Genomic DNA, 21,384 nt, shown 5'->3' on the forward strand with positions numbered 1-21,384 from the left:
ACATTTTTTAATTTATTGAATATCAAATCGAGTAAACCAATTTCAGGAAACTACACCCTCTCTTCCACGGGTACTTTACTTCATCAATTACCAAGTAAATACTGGGTAAAATAATCTCTTTTCTTACGTTCGAAATAGGTTTTATAAAGTCCTTCGTAGCTATGCCCCTGATTCGGGAGTATTAACAGATCAAAATCCTTGTTATGCTGTATCAAGGCATTCACTATCCGTAATGTATTGGCAGGATGCACGTTCTGATCCACCTCGCCCGTAACCAGAAGTAGATGTCCTCTCAAATCTTTCACTAGGGTCTGGTTTATGTCGACAGTAAAATGATTGTCATCGCCTATTCCTTGATAGGTTTCTCCCCATGTCCGGTTATAAATCCGGTTATCATGATTCCCGGAAGAAGCAACAGCAACTTTATAAAAATCAGGATAGGTACAAATAGCCGAAACGGCCATCATTCCGCCTCCCGAATGCCCGTAAATTCCCACCCGGGTCGTGTCAATGAAAGAATACCGACGTCCTAACTGTTCCAAACCGTATTTATCGTCAGCCAAGGGATAATCTCTCAGATTCCCGTAGCCATAGGTAGCGTACGCTTTATCCCGAAAAGGAGAACCGCCCCGGTGTCCCATACAAACCACGATAAAACCTCTCTGTGCCAAAGCCGTGTTATTATACCGGTCAAAAACCGTAAATTCCGTCCACACGGTTTCCGTCTGAGGTCCTGGATATACTTGAGATATAATCGGATACACTCTCGTGGAGTCAAAATCATAAGGTTTCCACATGATGCCGTACAAGTCTGTCTTTCCATCGGCAGCTTTCACGACGAATTGTTCCGGGAACCGCCAACCGTATTCCAATAATTTAGAAATATCCGGCTTTTCCAAGATTGTCAACAAACGTCCGTTCCGGTCACGAACGGCAATTTGAGGTATCGTATCAATACGGGAGAAATTATCGACAAGCAAGTTTTTCGAGGGACTGACATACACGCTATGGGTAGCGTTCTCCGGTGTCAATAACCGCAATTCTTTCCCGTCAAAATTTACCCGGTAGAAATACGTGTAATTAGGATTCCGTCCGGGTTCTTTACCATAACCGTAAAAATAAATCTGTTTCTTTACAGTATCTATTTTAGATATTCTTCCGGCAGTCCAGTCTCCCGTTGTTATCGCGTTCAACAACTTACCCTCTCCCGAATAATGATAATAATGTCCCCAACCGCTACGATCAGACCACAGGATAATGTCTTTTCCTTGATTCACGATGCAACAACGGAATAATTCCTCGTTCAAGTAAGGTTTATTTACCTCGTGTAGAATGACTTTCACTTTCCCCGTGTTGACATCAACGGAACACAGTTCAAACTCATCTCTCGTTCTTTTTTTCCGGATGAAGAAAAACCGATCTTTTACATCCGGTACTTTCACGATCTCCAATAACTGCCCCGGCCATTTCACTACATCAACTTTTACAAATGCCCCGGTCCGCACGTTACCGACAAATATTTCATCTTTTTGCACAGCGGTATCCCCCGGTAATTCATATTTATATGACCGCACTACCGGAGTCGGTTCCATACAGGAGTAAAGCACGGAAAAGTCGCGTACACTACGGTTATCTTTCCGGGTAATATAGAAAACCCCGTCATCCCCCAACCACTCCGCGTCGGGAATCTCAAAACTATATCCTTCCGTCCCGTCAAAAGTCAGTTGCCGGTCTTTTTGTTGTTCCTTGTCTTTCAACCATAAATCATACTCTTGCACCACCAGCTCGTATCGTAAATCAGGTGAAACACCGTAAGGACGCAGCGAACGGTATGTTTTAGGAGAAGAAGGTGTCAGCGTACGTTTCTTTGCATCATACAAATAAGTCTTGTTTCCCGTACTAAGGGTTGCCAATATCTCCTTTTCGCCAAATTCCGGGTTGTAAAATATCATCGGGTTATTATTGTCAGGCTCCAGTTGCCGCAACAAGCTATCGATCACGTTGAAATCATACAAAGCCCTTTTCCCCCGACGGACATCATACGAATAATACTGCCTTCCCCCTTGATTATCCGAGAGCACGTACCAGAATTTATCTTCCGTGGGATGAAAGAAAGGGATAATCGCCGTTGACCCGATCTTATCCTGCAAAGCTTGCACATCGTATTTTTCTCCGCCATATACCTCCTCTGCATCAACAAAAGTTTCCAAATATCTGGATAAATTGGAATTTTTACCACTCCGCAGGATTTTTTTAGCGACTCTTTTTAATTGTTCATTTTCCGGCTCAACGTAGGAACGGAATAATCCCATCGCTGCAAACATAATTTTCTGGTTCTCGGCTGAAAAATCTGCAACATGTTCTTCCAAAAGATCTCTAACCTGTTGATTATTTTCAACACAATGGGCTTTAGCAATATCCATCATTATCAAATAATCCTTTCGGCACGGGATACTCATACCGGCAAGTTTCTGTTTGTAAAATTCAAAATCATTTACATCCCTTTCATACTTCCATCCTTGCAATTCCCATTCCATCATATTTCTACAAAGCGCCCCAATATGATCGAACACCATTTTTTCACCCAATCTTTTGGTAAATTCCGACCAATGCCCGAACAGATAATGCATATTGGGGCTATTAACCTCACACAATGTTCTATCCGTGAACAAAAACCAATTTTCCGGAGCCGTTCTCTCCCGGGGAGAAAGTCGATCAAAATATTCTTTTCCCAAGCGAACACACTCTTCCCTCTCGAGCAAAGTCAGTTTCCATTGAATATAGTCCCGCAAAAACGTATTGGTGTATTTCCCCGAAGCGTAAGTCGAGTTCATCATGGCAACATTATTCTTCGGCTTCATTCCTGACCGTATATGCTCCATAAACTTGTCGGCAGACATCCCTCCCACGAATTTATAGAGTAATTTTCCCTCGTGATCTAACAACAAGAATGACGGGAAAGCTCCAATATTATACTTTTCCATGTAGACTTTATTCTCTTTGACGTCGTTATTCATTTTCACGTTGATAAACGTGGAATTGAGAAAATCCGCCACACTGTCCGTCTTAAAAACAGTTGCATCCATTGTCCTGCAAGGCGGACAATACGTGGTATAACAATCTACGAAAATCAACTTGTCGAGTTTCTTCGCTTGAACCAAAGCCTCGTCCAAAGTCGTTTTCCCGAAATCAATTTCCCGGTTTTGCGCCACGACACAACATGACAATATCAATCCGAGAACTAAAAATAAACTCTTTTTCATCTCAATTCTTATTAAAATATTCCCGTTCCACACGCATCAACATTAACCCGCAATTTTCCCTTGTCAAAGAGTCCTCGTGACTCTCGCTCAATGCTTTTATCTTTTTCACCGTATCAATAAAATAGGCATGCAACGCTCCTATCGCTTCATTACCCAGTCCAAATGAAATATTATTATCCGCCATCATTCTAGCCCAATTGGAAACAAAACAAGCCTGCAAATTCCGTTTATGGGCGGATACAGGTTTCAGCGTATCGAAATTCTCAAAGATCACCCGATCGATATACGAAAACAAATCCTTCAACGTAAACGCATTCTCGCTTCCTAAAGTTCTCTCTGCCGCAACCAGCGAGGCAAGCGCCTTCGGATCGATAAAACGTTTGGCAACAACTTCGGCCAATCCAACCATCATTTGGTCCAGATCATACTGAGATATTTTATCCCACCTTGGCTCGTAAACCCATGCTTCAACACCATTAAATATGACCTTTTCAAGGTATTCCAATGCCTTCTGCTGCTGTTCTTTTGAAGTATAAACCACGGGAACTTCATTTACTCCTTTAATAATCGGGAACTCCGTTTGCCCTCCGACCAAATTCACGATTTGCGTAAGATAAGTTTGGTATAAAGCAAGTGATTTTAAAGACAGATCCGCCACCTTATTCCATGTATTCTGTTCTTCAGGCAAACGCTCCACCAATTCGCCCAAACGAGGGTAAATTTCCTGTATTCTCCGGATTCCTAACAAACTGGACTCCAATATGTCATTTGACAATGTCATATCCTTAGTATACGACTGCTTATCCGTCGCCGTATAAAAAGCATCCCTCACGGAAGGCAATTTATCACTATTCCCGTAAGCATATTTCACGGCATCATAATCATAGGCAGATACTTTCGGGAAAAGATTCTTCGCGCTTACCCGATCGCTTTGTTGTACCAAATAATTAAATCGAATATCCGACGTGATAGACGCTGTTATACCATGCTCATTCAGCCATTTCTCCGAACGTAAATCGGCAGGTGCAAAAACCATATATCCCGATTTATTGGGTTTCATTCCCAGCACTTCAGCAAAAGCGGCTGCCACTTGGGCTGTCAACACGTCCTGCCGGACATCCAGACTGTGCATATCTTTCCGAATCCGGCTATCCGATAATCCGCACTGCAAAAAGTAGATTTCCAGCAACTCATCCGCAACAACATCCATTACATTCACGCGGGCAGCCAATATCTCACCCGTCAGCGGGTTCGTGATAACAGAAGAATTCAATCCGTTAAAAGCATTTCCCCAGCGGAAAAGGATTGTCCGATACGTCAATGAAGCATCCTCCGGGGCAGAACTTATCCGGAATACATTCACCCATCCGGCACGTTTAAAAGCTTCCTCCCACTGTTGCAGTCCCTGTTTGATACTCTCTACAAAAGGGGCAGGTGTAATCGGATCTATATAGATACAAATCTGCCCGTCCGGTTCTATCATCCCCCCTCTACGCTGTTGTCTTTTCTCTTTCGGGGAAGCCGTAAGATTCCACTTTTGTATATACTCCCGTTTTCGAGCAACATATTTTTTCGTGTCGTACCCTGTCATCCCGATTGTTTCAAAGCCGTAAGCCGGATGACTAGGCTTCAAAGTAATTTCCTGTTCCGGTAACATCTGGATTACCATCTCCAATTCATACGTGCTAGCCACATCTTTTCCCTCTCCTGTCTGAGGATTTGAATTGTAATCCGTCTGAGAACGTGAAACAGAGAAGACCACCCCTTGATTCAGCATACGGAATCCATTCACCCCGGAGCGTTCCGGATCCGGATGACTCAACATACTGTAAGAGCTTACATTAAACAGATAACTCCCTGCATTGTTCAACTCTCCGGTCAATTCGATAATTGCCGAATGTCCGTCTTCTCCCCGAGCAACAATCGGCAGCACGTGGTCCACCGGTATCAATCCTGATTTACGAATAGCCTCCCGCATACACGCATCCGTGGAATCCACCGATATATCCACAGCCCGATTCCGAATCACCTGTAACATATTATTTCTGCCTTCCGAGAAGCGAATCACTCCCGAAGCATTTGAAATAAAGGAAGAATATCCTTTAACGACCTGTGTCGTAATCATCACTTCTCTCCCCATACTCCCTGCCGGAATCTCTATATAATATTGATCTCCCAAACGATAAATAGTGTAAAAACCCTTATTTACCTGTAAATCTTTTTGATCACAAAATTGACTGTAAGTCATCGGTTGCTTCTTTCCCTGAGCGACAACAGAACCGGAAGCCAATAGCATAACCAATAGCAACAAACATACATTTAATACTTTCATACCCAATATTTAATTGAATTCAACCAATGAATTATTTTTACCTGTTTCCCACAACGTGATAAAATTATATAGCGTCTTATAATGTGCCCGCGTAAGCAAATCCGTGTTGTTTTCCGCAGCTTGCCCTGCCTGCTGTTTAATCTTCGAAATAACTTTCTTGATCTCCAACCCGATACCATTAGCAAGATTAGCAGGATTTTCCCCGTTGATAACCAATTGTTCCACAAATTTATCCTGCAACACTTTCTCGTACCTCGACAATTGTTTCCCGATATCTTTCCGTCCAAAAATAGCCGAATATAGTTTATCCAAATACTCGTCAATAGAATACCCGTCAGCATCCAACTGTTTGCTTCGATGTAAAGAAACATACTTGAGAAGTAGCTTTGCCAACACGTTTGTAACAGGTCCCTGCACGTAATTATCGAAATCTACTAGGACTTTAGCCATTAAGTTTCCGGGAAAAAGCCAATCTTGATCTTGACAAACATACTCCATCAAGAAATCAAAAGCCGCTTCCTGCCGTTCCCTTGAAACCGGACTATTAAGCATCAGATTTTCCTCTCTCGCCGGATTATCCGTGTAAGTTCCTCCAATATATCGCAACACGTGTCCCACGTAATTCGAATATTGATTCAACACTGCCAAATATCGCCCGCGTAAGGCATAATAATCCGGCTCGTCCGTTCGTGTCCACTCTTCCAAATGCTTCATAATTAATTTCAGATTCTTCATTCCCAAGCGATTTGCCCGCACAACATCGTCCCCACTATCTTCCGATTGTACACGAGGGTCACTGTAATTCGTTTCCACGACATAAAACATTCTGGGATCCTTACGTTTTTCCGTCACCCATTTCCGTAACTCTTTCGTTTCACACCCCAAACCTTCTGCTTCCGGGTAATAGCGATACCCCCATTCTATTGCGAAATCATCATACACACCGATACGAGGTAATAAATCCTGCGGTTCCAAACCGTCTTCCGGTTGCGCAATATAATTAAAGCGCTGGTAGTCCATTATAGATGTCCCCAATCCATATTTCCTTATAAAATCTTTACTTCGCAAACTATCCACCGGATAAGCCGTACTCCCGACAAAATTATGCCTCAACCCTAACGTGTGGCCTACTTCGTGAGTCAATACCGTTGCTGCCAATTCCCCCATGATCTCTTGATTTAAGGGATATTCTCTTGCCCGAGGATCAACCATTCCACACATCACGAAATACCAACGTTGCAACAGATTTTGGACAGAATGAAATATCGCAATATGTGATGTAATCACCTCGCCCGAACGGGGGTCGACCACCATGGGACCATAAGCATTAGGTATCGGGGATGCCTTATACGACACCAGCGGATAGCGGATGTCACCTTCATGGTATTCGGGGTCTTCTTCCGGTGTCGGCGCCATCTTAGCATAAATAGCATTTTTAAAACCTGCTTTTTCAAAAGAACTCTGCCATACGTTCACAGCCTTTATAAAATAAGGTACCAAAAATTCAGGAGTTGCTCTATCAATATAAAACACGATAGGTTCTTTCGGCTCCACCAATTCCCCCCGAAAATACTTCTCCATATCCTCCGGTCTCGGTTCTAACCGCCAGCGATTGGCTATCATCGTTTTTGTCATCAAGTCCTCCCGTTCCAAAACACCATCCAACACGGTTGCAAAATAACCTACCCGGTCATCAAACACCCTCGGACGCATGGGACGCTCAGGCAGAAGAAACCATGATGCACCAACTTCCCAAGTCGAGGATGTAAACTCTCCCGCTTTCGCCCCGTCTACCGAATAAGTACGAATAGAACGAAAATTCAAATTCTCCGGGAAAACTTGAACCTCTAAAGGATAAGATTGCGAAGGTTGATAACCCCCTAATTTCAATATCTCCTTGGCCCCTTTTAAAGAAAATATATCGTAATCACTCGTTAACAAATCGGTAATATCTACCAGATACGAGTTCCCCGAACACGCCTGTATGGGCAAGGAAAAATCCACCGGCGGTATAATCTGCCGTATATAATCATCATAAAGTGTTAATGTATCCCTCAAGTAAAATACTTGAGGGGTTACAATGTCTATTTGATTCTGGTGCTTCACGAAACGTATCAACCGTTCGTACACGGAGTCACCCCCGTAACCGAAACGCATCCCCGGATCCCGATTCACTTGAGCAGTTCCTTTCAATATCGTGATCGCCACTAATATATCCCGTCCCAACTTATCTTCCGGGATTTCCAAATAATATCTCCCGTCCTGCTCGTAACTATTAAAAAAACCAGTCTTCTTCACGGCATCCTTGTGAATAAAACTATCTATGCCTATTGTTTCATTCTCCAGATAAGGCATTCCGTGTCCGACTTTACTCCCGATCAGGAGTAAAGTCAATACAATTACTAATAAATTTCTCATACTAATTTTTTAATCCATTCCCGACTTGCTGTAAGTCCATGTTATAATTCTCTTTAAAATAATTCCGAACTATATCATATCGTTTTTTCAAGAGCCCGTTTACATCTTTTACAGGATTCAGAATTCCGTCCCAGTTTGCACTTGTCATATCCCAATCGTAATTAAATTCGGGAACTCTTGTTAAAAATTCCTCCCGACAAAGAAGCATCATTAACATGAAATTCTTCCAATCATATGTTGCAGACATTGTATAATCTTTCGTGTTATAACTGGGAATCCCTGCTGCCCAAAGTTTTGCGGCACTATACATATCAGAGGAACTTATGTCATAATTCGCACTATCCTCAAAATCCTTTGTCGGAGCGGATTTTTCCCTTTCGATTATACTTTCCACGAAAATACTATTTATCTTATTCTTGAATGCCAACGAATCGGCTTTAGTCATGCTAATTACCGACTCGTTCCCGCATGCCACACAAATATTATCATAATTATACCATGCGCAGACTTGTTCCCCTATCCCCAATTGCTTAAAAGGATAAGAAGAAAAATCCCATGACATGTATACCGAGTCGATTTGAGAACAAAGCATAATCTTAACGGGGAGAAACTCCTTCAAAAATTCATCGGAATAAAAATCAAACCATAAATCCTGTATTACTTCCAGTTGTTTCCCGACATAATTTTCATCAGCAGGAGTAACAATGTAACCATCCTCTCCCGATTCTCCCAAGACCCCGTTCATCCACCCGGAAGGCGTCCAATACGTGTCCTTATCCGTGAATTTATAAAGTAAACAAGAACCGTATTTTTTATAATACTCCACAATCACATCATCATAATCATGCTCACCTTGAGGAACCGAGTAACTGGAAGTAATACCCGACGGGGAGAGCTCTTTTTCATCATAACAAGCCACAACAAGAAATATATGCAGCAACAACACTATATAAAAATAATTCCGTTTCATATCATCTGGGATTTTGTTCTAATCTATAATTTCGTTCTATCGCATCATAAGGAATAGGTAAAGCATAAAGCGGAGAATAACTTTCCAAGGTATATTCCCTTTCAACACCCTCCGAATCAATATAGGTATGAGTTACCGGCAACCCTAACCGTTTGATATCAAACCAACGGAAACCCTCTTCCAAACTCAATTCCAAACGACGTTCCATCAAACAGAATTCCAATAATTCATTAGCATCCGTAATTTGTTGGTCCACGTAAGTTCCTGTCGCGTATCTCGTCTCTCTCAACGTGTTCAAATCATCCAATGCCAACACCCGATCTGCATCGTTGCCCGTTGCCAAAGAACGACGAATCAAAGCTTCTGCCCGATTCAAGTACACCTCTGCCATCCGAAGCCCATGATCCGAACCATTCTGTGTATTATAACCAACTTTATTACCATACACATACCCGTACGGAGACGCATAATATATACTATATCTCAAATCATTCGTTGCATCATAAAGCCTTAACAAATCTGCAGAAACCTCCCAAGGCGCATCGTATCCCCAAACAACATTCGTTGTGAAAAAAGTCCCTTCTTTAAACGAATTTCCACCATAAATCCAAACAACTTCCGAACTTACATCGCTATCGTAAATGCTTTTACCACTTCCCAAGATAGACAATCGTGTTAAAGCCGGTCCTATCCCGATAGCCAAATCGGCATACTTGATCACATTATCCATATCTTCATCGCGTCCCATGTAAAGATAAAGACGAGACAGCAGGGTATATGCAGCCACATGCCCCACACGCCAAACGTTATCCGGCGTATAGTTTGCTTCCAACAATGTCGCCGCTGTCAACAAATCATCTTCGATCTGCCTGTACAAAGCTTCCAACGAAGCCCGTCGGGGAAAATCATCCGTCAATTCCATCGTCAACACCAAAGGGACTCCCAATGCAGTACTCGGATCAACACCGGGAGCATTATAAGGTTGACAGTATATAGTTGCCAATTTCAAATAATAAAATCCCCGCAACAATAACGCCTGTCCGCGTAAAGCATTTTTCTCCTGTTCCGTCCCCGATATCTCAGAAAGATAATCAATAATCACGTTACATCCCATGATCCTCTCGTAATTCGCTTTCCATGAATTCACATCTTCCGGAAATACTTCATTACCATCAAACATCATCGGGTTGAATGTAAACACCGGAGTCCCGTTTTGATGAACAGTGGCATACGAGTCATTGGACAATCCATTACATTGAACCTCATCGGTTAACAGCATCAAAAATGTTCCCGTCGAAAAATTATAAGGATAAGCCTCTTTGTACATCACGGCCCTCAAATCTTCCACGGAAGAAGGTTTTATCTCGTCCTGACTGGACTCCTTGAAAAAATCATGGCAAGAAGTGCATAGCAAATACAGAAGTATTCCCAGACAATATATAAATCGACAATTCTTCATAATCATATCAACTAAAAGGTTACATTAAGATTAAATGAATAAGAACTAGTCAACGGTTGTTGCCCCGTTGCCACTTCCGGATCACGCCCTTTAAAATCTTTACTTGCTATCGTAAATGGGTTAGAGATACTAGCTCCTATGCCAATAGATTTACACCCTACCGATTTAGCCATTTTCTCCGGTAAAAAATAATTCAATGAAATACTATTACATTTTAATGAAGAAGCATTCACCACTCGCGCATTGCTATAATTATACATCTCGTACTCATTACTATAACTTGTTTTGTTCGGAAGTAGAAAATTCAATACATTTTTATCAGGCAATCCGGGGAATCGGGCATCCGTATCTCCCGGTTTCCAACGCTCATTCAATTCGGACGACAGGTTCTCGTACTCGGAAGGTAAAGTCGAAGATTCATAAGCCGTTTTCAAAAACTTTTTCCCGCCTAGTTGCAAATAAAAACTTGTAGATAAAGACAATTGCTTATACCGGAACGACATGGATAATCCTCCCGTGAAATCCGGATCCAATTTACCCGCGTATTTCATATAGGTAGTAGGATCAGTTAAAGGATCCCCATCCCCGGATGTTTCCAGATTAATAATCGGATAACCGGTTTCCTGATCAATACCCTCATAATCAAAAGCCCAGAAAGAAGATACCGGATAACCTTTTTTATAATATTCACCGGAAACCGCTGTCCTCCACGTTAAATTCTGCACTCCAACTTTAGTAATCTCGTTATTATTTTTCGAAGTATTGATATTCATATCCCAAGTGAAATTTTTTGTCCGCACGGGAGTAAAACTCACGCTTAAATCGTACCCGGAATTATTCATACTTCCCCCGTTAATCGGCATATTTTCAATTCCATATTCACGGGGTACCAATAACGAGGTGATGATATCACGTCCTTTCTTCATATAGTATTCAAAACCAACCCGAATCTTGTTGTCGAACAAAGCCAAATCTACACCATAATTATAAGAAGTCGTTTTTTCCCAACGCAAATCCTCGTAAGGTAAAGAAGTTATATCCAATAAATCGTCTCCCGTATTAACATCTACGATTTGACTCTCGCTTCCGGAAGGAATTTTCACGATCAAACTCGGGCTATAATTCGTAGCCATGTTACGCTGATACCCAAAACTAAAACGTAAACTCAAGTCCGATACTATATTCTGTCGACTAAACCAAGATTCGCGAGCCACATTCCAACGAAGTCCGCCAGCCCACACCGGATTGAAATTTTCGTTCGCATAACGTCCGAAACGGTTAGACGCATCCACCCGAACACTGAAATTAACCACGTAACGCCCGTCATAAGCATAATTCAAGGTCAAGTAGCCCCCCATCTGATTGGTTTTTCGATCCGTAATCTTTCGTGTAAACTTATCCATCAGTCCATTTTTATCGTTAGCCCCACTATAAGGATTTACCCTCACGGCAGGAACCGTCGCAAAAGATTTCCCCCGATCTCTCAAATAACCGTAAATAGTGGAAGAAAAACCGGTATTTCTAGTACTTGACAATTCAATTCCTAACATCGCTGTCAAAGTATGAACTCCGTTAAACACGACATCATAGGAAAGCGAATTTCTCCAATTCCAAGATACTGTCTTATTTTCATCCTGATTATACTCGCCGCCCACGGGAAGTTGAGAGTTTTTATATTCCGCATCAATCGGCTTGACTGTACCATAATCATAAAACCGTATTTTGGCTATATACTCCGTTCGCTCCGTTGCCCATGATTCTCCGACAACTGAAGCAATATTCACGCTTCCTAGCATCTGAAATCTCAGTGATTCCGTAAAATCATAATTCAAATTCAGATTCGTGTTAATAGACATATTTTTATTGGATGTTCCGGTTTGGTTCCGTTCATTTATAAAATTGAACAAGTAACCACTTGATGTTTGATAATAAGCCAAATCTCCATTATCCTCGTAAGCCGCTATTGCCCGATTAACACTTGTCGCATAAGAATAGGGATCTACAATATAAAAACCATCCGTCGTCGCATGAGAGCCGGAAAGAGTAAAAGAAGCACGCAACTTCTTTCCCAAATTCATATCCAGTCCCACATTGGCACCATACGATTCAGTGTCATTCCCGATAGCCGTACCCTTTGTAGAATTGTAGGATAATGAAGCGTAATAACGTACATCTTCACTACCACCGGAAACAGAAAGTGAATGAGAATGGCTGAAAGGATTCCGGAAAAGAATATCAAACCAATCCGTATTCGTGGTTTCCAACTTCGCCACACGCCGTTCAAACTCATCTTTCGTGATCTCTTTTTTCAAATACTGGTTCAAAGCCCCGGCATAACCAATATTATTATTTGTCCAGTTTGCCGTCAACCCGCGTTGGAAAATCTCCCGTGAAACGTCTACCCGTTCTTTGGAATTCATCAACTCCAATTTGTCATACGTCACCTGTTCTGCTACATTCAAACGAGCCGAATAAGAAATCGACGCCGCTCCAGACTTTCCCCGTTTCGTCTTAATCACGATAACACCATTCGCGGCACGCACACCATAAATAGCCGTGGCAGACGCATCCTTCAACACCGTGATACTCTCTATATCATTCGGATTCAACCAAGCGATAGAACTTCCCACGAAATTACGGATATAGTCAAAATTATCCGAGTTAATTTCTCCTGCGCTATCGAAAGTTTTCGTATCAAACGGAAGAGGATCCTCTTGAATGATTCCATCTACCACCCAAATCGGTTCTTGACTTCCCAATAGTGTGGAAGTCCCGCGTACTCTTGTTTTTTGCCGTACCCCCACCAGACCGCTGGTATTGGTAATTACCACTCCCGGTAACCGCCCTTGCAACGCTTGCTCCAAAGTATTCGTTCCGCTAAAATGCAAATCTTCAGCCTTAATAGAAGCTACCGAACCCGCCATTCGCGATTTGTCAAATTCCTGATAACCCGTAACAACCACCTCTCCCAGTTGTGTCGTTTCCTCCTGCATCACAATCGTGTACTCCGTCTTCTCGTCCATAATCTTCACGTATTGCGTCTTCATTCCGATAAAACTCACAACCAAAGAATCAATCCCCTGCGGAATTCTTAACGAGAACTTCCCATTTACATCAGTAACCGTCCCGATAGTTGTCCCTTTCAGGATAATCGTAACCCCGGGCAACGCAACTTTTTTCCCGTCCTCGACCACTCCTCGTATCGTCCGGAGTTCCTTTTCCTCTTTCTTCTCGATAACTTTCACTACCACGACATTCTTGTCAAAAGAATACGTCAACCCATACTGGGGAAGTAAATCATTCAAAAAATCTTTCAACTCCCTATTCTCCACCTTGATTTCCTTCACCACAATCCCTTTGATAAAATTGAGATTGTAAACCATATCCATCTGTGTCTGTCGGCTAACCTCCTGCAACACTTCGTTCAGCGGAACTTCTCGCATTTCCAAAGAAACCTTTACCTGCCCTTGAGCCAAGAGCGTCAGATTCAATGACAAACACACTCCTACTAAAAATACACGAAACAACTTCATGTAAATTAACATTTTCCGATAAGGAATAATTAAACATGATCCTACTATAGTCTCATCTTTTTTCATAATTTTGTAATTATATTATTTAACAACTTATACGACTCTTACTTACCAGGGCTTGAGTCAGTATAATATCTTTTACAGGTTGGGAATGGAGCAATTTTCAACCTGTTATTTTTTTCTCACCGTCACTTTATTACTATTTACCACGAATTCAATACCTCCGGTTTCTTCTAATTTCCCCAACAAATAATGATAATCGTCATAACGCTTCAACCTTCCGGAAAATTCATATTGTTTCACTTCTTCATCCACGTAAACGACCTCCAAACCATACCATAACACAAGCATATCCATCACATCCTCCAACGGTAATTCATTAAACAAATAATACCCGTCTTTCCAAGATGTATAATACTTTGTATTCACCGCCAATAACTCGCTCTTTCCCGTTTCTTTATCCAAGCACACTTGATTCCCGGGCAACAAACTATATTCATGATTCCCGCATTCTACCCTCAATCGTCCTTCTTCCAACGTTGCGGAAGTCACACCTTGATCCGGATAAGCCCTCACGTTAAAAGACGTTCCCAAAACGACAGCCGTCATATCTTCCGTGTGGACTTTAAATGTCTTCACGGAATCCTTGGCTACTTCAAAATATCCCTCTCCGCGTAAATACACCTCTCGGTTTTGCCCCAAGAAGGTCACCGGGAAACGAAGTTCGGAATTAGCATTCAGGTATACCTTTGTCCCGTCCGACAGAACAATACTATATTCTGCCCCGATCGGCACGACAAGCGTGTTAAATTCTTCCATTCCCTTTTCCGTACCCGGAACATAAACCAATGTATTATTTGTACTCTGCACGTGTACAAAACTATCCGAAACAACGACCTTATCTTGATTCTCTTTTAACGGAATAATCTTTCCGTCACTCAATTTCAATTGCACGGAAGTATTCGCATGTACTACTTGAGCACTCGTTTTTACCTCATTCTCATGCCCTCCGCTCAAATAGAAAAAAGTCATACAGAACAAGACAATGATACAAGCAGCCGAACCCATAGAGTACCATCTGATTTTATTCCGTCAACGCTCAATCTTCCGTTTGATCAATCGCATCCCCTCTTGTGGTTGTTGTTGCAACTTTTCCCGAACAGCCTTTCCCCTGTGTATCTTCTCTAAAGCAGACATCAGAATTGTATTATTACTCTTCTCCGCCCACTCCCGCAACACACGCGTATCCTCGGAAGAAAGTTCCTCTCCCGAAAAATAATCGGCTAATATATCTTCAATCATTTTCATCTCACTGCTTTTACGTATAATCACCGCAAACCGCAAAATGGATGACAGAAAAAATCACTTTTTTGTGATAAAAATTAGAAGAGCCTGATAATACTTGTCTTTCAAATTATCACGTAAGAATTTCAACGCTCGACTTAATTGTGTTTTTACAGTACTTTTCGAGATTCGTAAACTATCCGCCACCTCCGAACAAGATTTTCCTTCTTCGAAAACCATTAAAAATACTCGACGTCTCTCTTCTGGTAACAAATCTATCATCTTGTAGATCACTTCCAAAACATCAACTTCATCCACCTCCGGCAATACAAATTCTTCCGTATCAGCTTCTTGACTAACTCGGATATGAAGTTTTTCTTTCCTTTGAGTTCCCCGGATATAATTTAGAGAAGAAAACTTCACCGCTTGAAAAATATACTTATCCAACCCGGAAGATAATGTCTTGTAACGCTTAGAAACCCAAAAATCAACCAGACAATCTTGAACGACATCCTCCGCCCCCAGAGAGTCGCCTGTTATCTGATGAGCGAAAAGTACCAACGATTCATAGAAACTGTCATAAAGCAATTGAAAAGCGGCCTTTTCATCTACCTTAAACAATTCTAATATCACATCGGCCTTTCCCATTTTAATACCATAATCTACTTTATCTTTTCCAAGTCTTCCGGAGTATCTATACCGACCGATTCATGATCGGTAATACTTATTGCTATCGTGTACCCGTTCTCCAACCAACGTAATTGTTCCAACGACTCCGCTTGTTCAAGAACTCCTTGGGGGATAGAAGTTATTGCCTTCAAAATCTCCGGACGATAAGCATACATTCCGACATGCTTGTAATAAGGAGTCCGGGCAAGCCATCCGTCCCGTTCCACACCCCGGCAATAAGGAATCGGGTTCCGGCTAAAATAAAGAGCCGTATTCTTCACGGAGAACACCACCTTTACTTTATTCGGGTCAAAAACATCGTCATTCCGTTCAAAAGGCTTCGCCAGAGTAGCAATCTGCACCGCCGGCTCTTCAAAACGGGAAATCAAAGACTCTATCTGTCGCGGGATAATAAACGGTTCATCCCCCTGCACGTTGACAACAACCCCGAAATTCCGGTTCAAAGCCTCATGCACCTTCACGTATGCCTCGTAACACCGGTCTGTTCCGCTACGATGCTCGGTAGAAGTCATCACCGCACGTCCCCCGAAGGCCGTCACGGCATCATAAATCCGTGCATCATCAGTCGCCACGTAAACATAGTCGGATACCGCTGTCGCTTTCTCGTAAACATGCTGCACCATGGGCTTTCCGGCAATCTCAACCAACGGCTTCCCCGGGAAACGGGTAGAAGCGTAACGAGCCGGAATCAATATCAATGAGTTTTCTCGAACATTCATAATCTAATCTATAAACATTATCGTTCACGTTCCTCCGCGTGAAGGCGTCGTAAATGGTCTGAATTGGATAATATCTTTAATTTCAAATTCTTCGGGTAATTCGGGTGTTTTTCCAAGAAAGCATTCACCATAGAATACGCGTTCTTGCTGGTATGCCCGGAGAGTCCCGCACTCAACCATGCCGACGGGAAAAATATATCGCCTGTTTCTTGAACTTCTTTCAATTTATCCAGCATTCGCGGAATGTATTCTTCTGCCTCCATTCTCCGGCGGGGATGATTCAACCAACGCAAACTCTCCTCCACCCAAACCTCGTTCACCCGGTTTTCATTCTTCAGCAAAGCACTGAACACACTGTCCCGCACTTGTTTGTTACCGGAAACCGAGGGCAACACGTAAGCGAAATGATTCAACAAATCCTTATTCTTTATCGCCCCGTTAATATGTTCCTCCATTCCCCCGTAAAGATTGGAATCCCGCAACACGAGATTAAACGCTATCTTGATTTTATCGTCATCACTGACCGTCAAACCTGCCAACTCCCTCTCACCGTTTAATACCTCTTTAAAAAACTCCCCGATCTTGGGTGAGGAATAAAGCGTCAGCAAAGTATTGAAATAGGATTTTTTATTCCCCGCGTCATTATCAATCATGTTCACGCAGAAACGTTCCAATTCCTCCTGCAACAATTGTCTTCCCCCCTCATCCAGATAAGTCGAATAAACAGTCCTCAAGAAACTTAAGGTTCGATTCACTACCAGATTATTCTTTTCATGAGGCAAATGTTTCATACAAAGTTTCACGAAGAACTCTCCTTTCACCTTCTTGTTCAACACGCCCTCGTACAACAACTGCCAAGCGACAGCACGATAAAGCGGATTTCCTATCTGGTTCAACTCTTTAGAGAGAAATTGTACACTATACTCCGTCGGCAGGAAACAACCGTATCCCGACACATCGCAATCCGGCAATATCACGCCCGGGTTCCTGAAAGGAGTCAACGTATCCTTCAACACCCGCGCTTGACGATACAGCCGCCCTCCGGCACTCATCCAATAAATCGAAATCGCTTGCGGCCAAACCCGTTTTTTCCCACTTTCATCTATCATGGCAATAGCATCCTTGCCAAACTCAATCACGGGAGCACCGCTCTCCTTTATCCAGATTTCATTCCACGTTTCCAGATCACGTCCCGTTGAACTCGCCAGCAGATGAATCAAATCATCCCAATCCGCGTTGGAATACGACCAGCGACGCAAGTACTTCCGCAAACCCATTTGCAGCTGATACTCGGAAATCTCCCGCTCCAGCATACGCATCACGATAGGTGCCTTGTGATAAATAATATCCCCGTATAATGTGCCTGCATCCTTCAAGTTATTCAATTCCTGCAAGATCGGATGTGTCCCTCTCGTGCGGTCTGTCCGTAATGCCGGTTCATAATGATTCAAGAAAAAGTTCAACTGATGATTCACCTCCGGGTACAACTGCGCGATAATCTTGTCTGCCATGAATCCGGCAAACACCTCTTTGAGCCACACGTCGTTAAACCACTTCATCGTGACGTAATCACCGAACCACATGTGTGCCGTCTCATGCGCGATCAATTCACTCCGTTTCATCTGTGCCGTCAAATCCGCATCCCGGTCAAGGAAAAGAGTCGATGACTTGTAAAAAGTCGCTCCCGGGTGTTCCATACCCCCGTACTGGAAAGCCGGAATCGCCACCACGTTGTACACCTCAAACGGGTAGCGGATTCCCGTATAGCGTTCCATCCATTCCAGCGAATGGCTCACTTGCCTCGCAATCTCCGGAATACTGGCATTGATTTTCGCCGTATCCGTTTCCCGGTGATAAATCCCGATCCAACGGTTATCCATGAATCGTTCCGTGTACGAGAACCGCCCTACCGAGAATGCAAATAAATACGTGCTCAAAGGTTTCGTTTCCCCGAACTCGTAAAGTTTATAATCATTGAAATATTCCACCCGAATACGTTCCCCATTCGCTATTGCCTGCCACCCGGCGGGAATTTTAAGCGTCAACTTGAAACGCGCTTTTATATCCGGCTGGTCGAAACAAGGCATTAATGTCCGGCAACGATCCGGCACCAGCAAGGTGTACATCAAATCCTCGCTTCTATTCAGAGAGGACTCTCCCGCTATAAACTGGATATTCAACTCGTTCCGTCCCTTTTTCAAATGTTCCGGCTGAATAATGATATGTTCGTTCTTGAACGTGTAAGGAACCCTCTTTCCCCCGGAAGTAACAGCCAGAATTTTATCTTCCGTTTCCTTGAAATCAAGAACAACCGGGGTTAATTCCGACAACTCGAAGAAGATTTCCGACTCTGCCATGATAGGCTCCTCTCTCTCCTTGGGAACAGAGAAATATAACCGGTAAGATACGCCCCCGATATTGGATTTACGTTCCTTCGCCAGTTCAAGGGAAACACCCTTGTCTACCTTTTCCTGTGCCTTCTCACAAGCGACCAGCGATAGCAGTATAGACACTACAACGGATACACGACACGCCACGTTATTAATTATTTCTGTTTTACATCACGTTGGATATGGCATTCACCATTAAATACAGCACCCGACTCGATAGCGATATAAGCCGCTTTAATCGTTCCCGTGAACACGGATTTTGCTCTCAATGAAACCGAACCGTCCGAAACGATACTCCCCTCCATCGTACCCAGAATATCCACGCTCGGGGAAGTCACTTCGCCCTCTACCCTCGCCGTCTGCCCGATAATCAGACGTCCCGTCGTGATAATCTTTCCTTTTATAGTACCGTCGACACGTATATCATTCGATGCATGAAGATCTCCGGTAATCTGAGTCCCTTCACTTAATAGGTTTAACGCAACTTGTTGTTGTACTTCTTTTCCCATGATCTTGCATTTACTTTATTTTCTTACCAGACGTAACCATTTCATATCATATATTTCCCCCTCGATCCGCAACTTTCCAGCCTCCACTTTCCCCCGCAAAACCGCATTCTCTCCTATTATCAAAGAATGAGTATCCACGTCTCCTTCAACTACTCCCTCCGCGTATAACTCCCGGCAAAGCACGTTGCCCGTCACGAGCGCTCCTTTTCTTACTTCCACTCGTCCCCCCGCTGTAATATTACCCAAAATTTTACCGAATAAGCATAAATCCCCGGGCAGACTCATATCTCCCCCCACCACGGAATCTTCCAAAACAACCGTTTGTCTTTTTCCTTGACAGTCCGGATTCACACTTTTTTCCATCTTAGTTGAGTAATAAACGACCAAATATACAACAAGTAATTTAAAATCGAAAATATTTTTTCAGCCTACAAGGGCAAAAAAGTATAAGGTCCATAAAGTCAGAAAAAATCTCGACCTTATGGACCTTATCTTATCACCTTCCGGCAACTTCTAGTTTTTAGCTTTCGTGTATCCCCACTTCAAATAAATCGCTCCCCACGTGAACCCGGCACCGAAAGCGGCTAGAATTAAATTATCTCCTCTTTTCAACTGGTCTTCCCACTCGTACAGGCACAACGGGATTGTTGCGGATGTCGTGTTACCGTATTTATGGATATTTACCATCACCTTGGAAGCATCCAATCCCATTCTCTCGCCGGTAGCCTTGATTATTCGCAGGTTTGCCTGATGCGGCACCAACCAAGCAACATCTTCCGATGTGAGATTATTGCGTTTCATGATCTCGACAGAAACGTCCGCCATATTCGATACGGCATGCTTGAACACGGGTTGCCCCTCCTGATAAATATAATGTTCTCTTGCCATCACAGTTTCAATGGATGGCGGCTTCAAAGAACCACCCGCTTTCATGTGCAGGTGAACCCGTCCCATACCGTCGGAACGAAGAATATGATCGATCACCCCCACGTCCTCGTGTGTCGGTTCAAGCAGTATCGCGGCGGCGGCATCACCGAAAATCGGACAAGTCGCCCGATCCGTGTAGTCCGTAATTGCCGACATCTTCTCGGCTCCCACGACAACGACTTTTTTATAACGCCCACTTTCCACGTACTGCGTGGCAGTCGTCAAACCATATAGAAATCCGGAACACCCGGCATTCAAATCAAAACTAAATGCGTTCTTGATTCCCACCATATCGGAAATCACATTCCCGTTTGCCGGGAAATGCATATCTGCCGTTACCGTGCAGCAGATCAAGAGGTCGACTTCTTCCGGTTTCAACCCTGTTTTACGAAACAGATCCTCTACCGCTTTGGCTCCGAGGTAAGCACTGCCTTTATCCGTATCCCGTAATATACGCCGCTCTTTGATCCCGATACGTGTCATGATCCACTCGTCCGTGGTATCCACCATCCGGCTCAACTCCTCGTTGTCTAAAATGTAATCGGGATAAAACGCTCCTACCCCGGTGATTACCGCTCTTGGCCTTTCCATAAAAATATCTTTTCAAAATTAAACAGAGAACCGCCACCTATAAACAATCATAGCCCCCTTTTTACAGGGGGCTCTGTATTATTCAAGGCAATTCCCGTCATTGCACAAAATTATGCAACGACAGCTTTCTCGATAGCTAATTTACCCCTGTAATACCCGCACTCAGGGCATACAGTATGATACTGTACCGCAGCACCACAATTTGAACACTTTGCTATTGCAGGAACAGTTGCCTTATCGTGAGTTCTTCTCTTATTCCTTCTCTGTTTAGAGACCCGGTGTTTAGGATGTGCCATTTC

Annotated in this window: 15 protein-coding genes; all 15 read right to left on the reverse strand. The window is 43.1% G+C overall.

Annotation, left to right across the window (positions count from 1 at the left end; genetic code table 11):
• Positions 1–83: 83 nt before the first annotated feature.
• The 15 genes from Q5866_RS14460 to rpmF all read right to left on the reverse strand — a co-directional run bounded on the left by Q5866_RS14460 (position 84) and on the right by rpmF (position 21,381).
• Positions 84–3,263 carry a DPP IV N-terminal domain-containing protein gene (locus tag Q5866_RS14460; protein ID WP_303180951.1) on the reverse strand — a complete coding sequence of 1,060 codons (3,180 nt, stop codon included), beginning with the start codon at positions 3,261–3,263 and terminating at the stop codon, positions 84–86.
• A 1-nt stretch (position 3,264) separates the two neighbouring features.
• The gene (locus Q5866_RS14465; RefSeq protein WP_303180952.1) at positions 3,265–5,595 is read right to left on the reverse strand and encodes a zinc-dependent metalloprotease; all 2,331 of its coding nucleotides are present in this window, start codon (positions 5,593–5,595) and stop codon (positions 3,265–3,267) included.
• A 9-nt stretch (positions 5,596–5,604) separates the two neighbouring features.
• Positions 5,605–8,013: a zinc-dependent metalloprotease gene (locus Q5866_RS14470; RefSeq protein WP_303180953.1), complete on the reverse strand. Its 2,409-nt coding sequence runs from the start codon at positions 8,011–8,013 to the stop codon at positions 5,605–5,607.
• Position 8,014: 1 nt separating this feature from the next.
• Positions 8,015–8,983 (reverse strand): hypothetical protein, encoded by a 969-nt coding sequence (locus tag Q5866_RS14475; RefSeq protein ID WP_303180954.1) that lies wholly within the window; start codon positions 8,981–8,983, stop codon positions 8,015–8,017.
• 1 nt (position 8,984) lies between these two features.
• Positions 8,985–10,442, reverse strand: a complete 1,458-nt coding sequence (locus Q5866_RS14480; protein ID WP_303180955.1) for a RagB/SusD family nutrient uptake outer membrane protein — start codon at positions 10,440–10,442, stop codon at positions 8,985–8,987.
• Between the two features lie 11 nt (positions 10,443–10,453).
• Positions 10,454–13,975, reverse strand: coding sequence for a SusC/RagA family TonB-linked outer membrane protein (locus Q5866_RS14485; protein WP_303180956.1), 3,522 nt, complete (start codon positions 13,973–13,975; stop codon positions 10,454–10,456).
• A gap of 171 nt (positions 13,976–14,146) precedes the next feature.
• Positions 14,147–15,043: a FecR family protein gene (locus Q5866_RS14490; protein WP_303180957.1), complete on the reverse strand. Its 897-nt coding sequence runs from the start codon at positions 15,041–15,043 to the stop codon at positions 14,147–14,149.
• 24 nt (positions 15,044–15,067) lie between these two features.
• Positions 15,068–15,283, reverse strand: a complete 216-nt coding sequence (locus Q5866_RS14495) for a hypothetical protein (protein ID WP_303180959.1) — start codon at positions 15,281–15,283, stop codon at positions 15,068–15,070.
• A gap of 54 nt (positions 15,284–15,337) precedes the next feature.
• The gene (locus Q5866_RS14500; RefSeq protein WP_303180960.1) at positions 15,338–15,907 is read right to left on the reverse strand and encodes an RNA polymerase sigma-70 factor; all 570 of its coding nucleotides are present in this window, start codon (positions 15,905–15,907) and stop codon (positions 15,338–15,340) included.
• A 14-nt stretch (positions 15,908–15,921) separates the two neighbouring features.
• Complete coding sequence (gene kdsB, locus Q5866_RS14505; protein ID WP_303180962.1) at positions 15,922–16,668, reverse strand: 3-deoxy-manno-octulosonate cytidylyltransferase; 747 nt, start codon at positions 16,666–16,668, stop codon at positions 15,922–15,924.
• A gap of 17 nt (positions 16,669–16,685) precedes the next feature.
• A complete protein-coding gene (locus Q5866_RS14510) occupies positions 16,686–19,205 on the reverse strand; it encodes a M1 family aminopeptidase (protein WP_303180963.1) in 2,520 nt (839 codons plus the stop codon).
• A gap of 8 nt (positions 19,206–19,213) precedes the next feature.
• Positions 19,214–19,567 carry a polymer-forming cytoskeletal protein gene (locus tag Q5866_RS14515; protein ID WP_303180965.1) on the reverse strand — a complete coding sequence of 118 codons (354 nt, stop codon included), beginning with the start codon at positions 19,565–19,567 and terminating at the stop codon, positions 19,214–19,216.
• Positions 19,568–19,582: 15 nt separating this feature from the next.
• The gene (locus Q5866_RS14520) at positions 19,583–19,930 is read right to left on the reverse strand and encodes a polymer-forming cytoskeletal protein (protein ID WP_186974773.1); all 348 of its coding nucleotides are present in this window, start codon (positions 19,928–19,930) and stop codon (positions 19,583–19,585) included.
• 150 nt (positions 19,931–20,080) lie between these two features.
• Positions 20,081–21,085, reverse strand: coding sequence for a beta-ketoacyl-ACP synthase III (locus Q5866_RS14525; protein ID WP_303180967.1), 1,005 nt, complete (start codon positions 21,083–21,085; stop codon positions 20,081–20,083).
• A gap of 110 nt (positions 21,086–21,195) precedes the next feature.
• The gene (gene rpmF / locus Q5866_RS14530) at positions 21,196–21,381 is read right to left on the reverse strand and encodes a 50S ribosomal protein L32 (RefSeq protein ID WP_099291185.1); all 186 of its coding nucleotides are present in this window, start codon (positions 21,379–21,381) and stop codon (positions 21,196–21,198) included.
• Between the last annotated feature and the right edge of the window lie 3 nt (positions 21,382–21,384).

The sequence above is a fragment of the uncultured Butyricimonas sp. genome (assembly GCF_959596855.1).
Classification (GTDB): Bacteria; Bacteroidota; Bacteroidia; order Bacteroidales; family Marinifilaceae; genus Butyricimonas; species Butyricimonas muris.

Excerpts from the sequence above, each read along its gene's own strand:
- Q5866_RS14495 (WP_303180959.1), bottom strand. The coding sequence starts at position 15,283 with ATGAAAATGATTGAAGATATATTAGCCGATTATTTTTCGGGAGAGGAA.
- Q5866_RS14500 (WP_303180960.1), bottom strand. The coding sequence starts at position 15,907 with ATGGGAAAGGCCGATGTGATATTAGAATTGTTTAAGGTAGATGAAAAG.
- Q5866_RS14475 (WP_303180954.1), bottom strand. The coding sequence starts at position 8,983 with ATGAAACGGAATTATTTTTATATAGTGTTGTTGCTGCATATATTTCTT.
- rpmF (WP_099291185.1), bottom strand. The coding sequence starts at position 21,381 with ATGGCACATCCTAAACACCGGGTCTCTAAACAGAGAAGGAATAAGAGA.
- Q5866_RS14515 (WP_303180965.1), bottom strand. The coding sequence starts at position 19,567 with ATGGGAAAAGAAGTACAACAACAAGTTGCGTTAAACCTATTAAGTGAA.
- Q5866_RS14485 (WP_303180956.1), bottom strand. The coding sequence starts at position 13,975 with ATGAAGTTGTTTCGTGTATTTTTAGTAGGAGTGTGTTTGTCATTGAAT.
- Q5866_RS14520 (WP_186974773.1), bottom strand. The coding sequence starts at position 19,930 with ATGGAAAAAAGTGTGAATCCGGACTGTCAAGGAAAAAGACAAACGGTT.
- Q5866_RS14460 (WP_303180951.1), bottom strand. The coding sequence starts at position 3,263 with ATGAAAAAGAGTTTATTTTTAGTTCTCGGATTGATATTGTCATGTTGT.
- kdsB (WP_303180962.1), bottom strand. The coding sequence starts at position 16,668 with ATGAATGTTCGAGAAAACTCATTGATATTGATTCCGGCTCGTTACGCT.
- Q5866_RS14465 (WP_303180952.1), bottom strand. The coding sequence starts at position 5,595 with ATGAAAGTATTAAATGTATGTTTGTTGCTATTGGTTATGCTATTGGCT.
- Q5866_RS14525 (WP_303180967.1), bottom strand. The coding sequence starts at position 21,085 with ATGGAAAGGCCAAGAGCGGTAATCACCGGGGTAGGAGCGTTTTATCCC.
- Q5866_RS14490 (WP_303180957.1), bottom strand. The coding sequence starts at position 15,043 with ATGGGTTCGGCTGCTTGTATCATTGTCTTGTTCTGTATGACTTTTTTC.
- Q5866_RS14480 (WP_303180955.1), bottom strand. The coding sequence starts at position 10,442 with ATGAAGAATTGTCGATTTATATATTGTCTGGGAATACTTCTGTATTTG.
- Q5866_RS14470 (WP_303180953.1), bottom strand. The coding sequence starts at position 8,013 with ATGAGAAATTTATTAGTAATTGTATTGACTTTACTCCTGATCGGGAGT.